Source organism: Mesorhizobium sp. M7A.F.Ca.US.005.03.2.1, assembly GCF_003997795.1.
Taxonomy (GTDB): domain Bacteria; phylum Pseudomonadota; class Alphaproteobacteria; order Rhizobiales; family Rhizobiaceae; genus Mesorhizobium; species Mesorhizobium ciceri.
The window spans coordinates 1-2,536 of record NZ_RZRP01000883.1 but is presented as its reverse complement, the minus strand read 5'-3'; the positions used below and the strand labels follow the sequence as shown (position 1 = coordinate 2,536).

At 60.6% G+C, this 2,536-nt stretch carries 3 protein-coding genes; all 3 read left to right on the top strand.

Annotation, left to right across the window (positions count from 1 at the left end):
* Nucleotides 1–460: 460 nt before the first annotated feature.
* Complete coding sequence (gene rpsL / locus EN991_RS31935) at nt 461–832, top strand: 30S ribosomal protein S12 (protein ID WP_006333356.1); 372 nt, start codon at nt 461–463, stop codon at nt 830–832.
* 76 nt (nt 833–908) lie between these two features.
* On the top strand, nt 909–1,379 hold the full coding sequence (rpsG, locus tag EN991_RS31930) for a 30S ribosomal protein S7 (RefSeq protein ID WP_008875664.1): 471 nt from the start codon (nt 909–911) through the stop codon (nt 1,377–1,379).
* 29 nt (nt 1,380–1,408) lie between these two features.
* Nucleotides 1,409–2,536: GTP-binding protein (locus EN991_RS31925; RefSeq protein ID WP_127370246.1), on the top strand; the 1,128-nt coding region annotated here is incomplete at its 3' end.

The window sequence follows — 2,536 nt, the reverse complement described above, 5'->3', positions numbered from 1 at the left end:
GGGTTTTGACTGCTCATGCGGCCTTTTCGCATGAAGCAAGGCCGCGCAACAGCGCAAACCCATTCACTTTGCCTGAAGGCTTGTCACTTTCTTCCTCGCTCTTGCAAAAATGCGAAAGAAAATTACATGCGGTTTTCGCATGGCTGCCAAGCCTTGGTCGGCGCGCAATATTTGGTGCTCCGGGCTTGACGGTCCGCGGTCTTACGGGTAGAAGCCGCCCAGTCAGAACCGATGTGAGGCTCTCCCTTCCGAAGCGACACGCTTTGGAGTTTGCCTCAAACAGGGTTCGTTTTACGAGCGAAAAGACATTTCCGGCGTGCACGAAGCGGCTTCCGCTTCCTCTGCCTTTTGTTCGGGCAAGACCGCGAGGCGCGGTTTATGGCCCGAATTTGCGTATGGAAATGACGCTTTGAGCGGCCCTGACCGGGCGAGACACGGAATTGAGAGACAAGAGGGTTTAATGCCTACCGTCAACCAGCTGATCCGCAAGCCGCGCATTGCGCCGGTGAAGCGCAACAAGGTCCCGGCCATGCAGCAGAACCCGCAGAAGCGGGGCGTCTGCACGCGCGTCTATACAACGACGCCGAAGAAGCCGAACTCGGCGCTGCGCAAGGTGGCCAAGATCCGCCTGACCAATGGTTTTGAAGTGATCGGGTACATCCCCGGCGAAGGCCACAACCTTCAGGAACACTCCGTGGTGATGATCCGCGGCGGCCGCGTCAAGGATCTTCCGGGCGTTCGCTACCACATCATCCGCGGCGTGCTCGACACGCAGGGTGTGAAGAACCGCAAGCAGCGCCGTTCGAAGTACGGCGCCAAGCGCCCGAAGTAAGGGGCGTCCGAAGTAAGATTTTCCGGCCTTGGCGCTCCTTGAGTGCGTCGGGCTATGAGATTGAGAGACAAAAGCCATGTCGCGTCGTCACAGTGCAGAAAAGCGTGAGATCAATCCGGACCCGAAGTTCGGCGATCTGATCGTCACCAAGTTCATGAACGCCGTCATGTATGACGGCAAGAAGTCGGTCGCCGAGACCATCGTCTACGGCGCGCTCGACCAGGTTCAGTCGAAGACCAAGCAGGAGCCGGTCACCGTCTTCCATCAGGCGCTCGACAATGTCGCGCCGCATGTGGAAGTGCGTTCGCGCCGTGTCGGCGGCGCCACCTACCAGGTTCCGGTCGACGTGCGCCCCGAGCGCCGCCAGGCATTGGCCATTCGCTGGCTGATTGCTGCGGCCCGCAACCGCAACGAGACCACGATGGTCGACCGCCTCTCCGGCGAGCTGATGGACGCGGCCAACAACCGCGGCACCGCTGTCAAGAAGCGTGAAGACACCCACAAGATGGCTGAAGCCAACCGCGCTTTCGCGCACTACCGCTGGTAAAGCGCGAACGAGACTGAGAGGCAGCTACGATGGCCCGCGAATACAAAATCGAAGACTACCGCAATTTCGGTATCATGGCGCATATTGACGCCGGTAAGACGACGACCACCGAGCGCGTCCTCTACTACACGGGCAAGTCGCACAAGATCGGCGAAGTCCACGACGGCGCTGCCACCATGGATTGGATGGAGCAGGAGCAGGAGCGCGGCATCACCATCACGTCCGCCGCGACCACGACCTTCTGGAAGGCTCGTGACGGCAAGATGCACCGCTTCAACATCATCGACACCCCCGGCCACGTCGACTTCACCATCGAGGTCGAGCGTTCGCTGCGCGTGCTCGACGGCGCCATCGCGCTGCTCGATGCCAATGCCGGTGTTGAGCCGCAGACCGAGACTGTCTGGCGCCAGGCCGACAAGTATCGCGTTCCGCGCATGATCTTCTGCAACAAGATGGACAAGATCGGCGCCGACTTCTATCGCTCGGTCGAGATGATCGGCTCGCGCCTCGGTGCGCATGCTGTTGTCATGCAGCTGCCGATTGGCGCCGAGACCGAGTTCAAGGGCGTTGTCGACCTCGTCGAGATGAACGCGCTGGTCTGGCGCGACGAGACGCTGGGCGCTGCCTGGGATATCGTCGAGATCCCGGACGACCTCAAGGCTCGTGCCGAAGAATACCGCGAGAAGATGATCGAGGCTGCCGTCGAAATGGACGAGACGGCGCTTGAGAATTACCTCGAAGGCAAGATGCCGTCGAATGACGAGATTCGCGCGCTGATCCGCAAGGGCACCATCGCGGTCAAGTTCTACCCGATGTTCTGTGGCTCGGCCTTCAAGAACAAGGGCGTGCAGCCGCTGCTCGACGCCGTCGTCGAATATCTGCCGTCGCCGGCCGATGTTCCCGCCATCAAGGGCGTCGATGCCAAGACCGACGCCGAGATCGAGCGTCATGCCGACGACAACGAGCCGCTGTCGATGCTCGCCTTCAAGATCATGAACGACCCGTTCGTCGGTTCGCTGACCTTTGCGCGCATCTATTCGGGCAGGCTCACCAAGGGCATCTCGGTCGACAACACCGTGAAGGGCAAGAAAGAGCGCATCGGCCGCATGCTGCAGATGCATGCGAACTCGCGCGCCGACGTCGAAGAGGCTTTTGCC

What these genes read in the sequence shown, in the direction of transcription:
- rpsL (WP_006333356.1), top strand. Translation starts at nt 461, where the DNA reads ATGCCTACCGTCAACCAGCTGATCCGCAAGCCGCGCATTGCGCCGGTG.
- rpsG (WP_008875664.1), top strand. Translation starts at nt 909, where the DNA reads ATGTCGCGTCGTCACAGTGCAGAAAAGCGTGAGATCAATCCGGACCCG.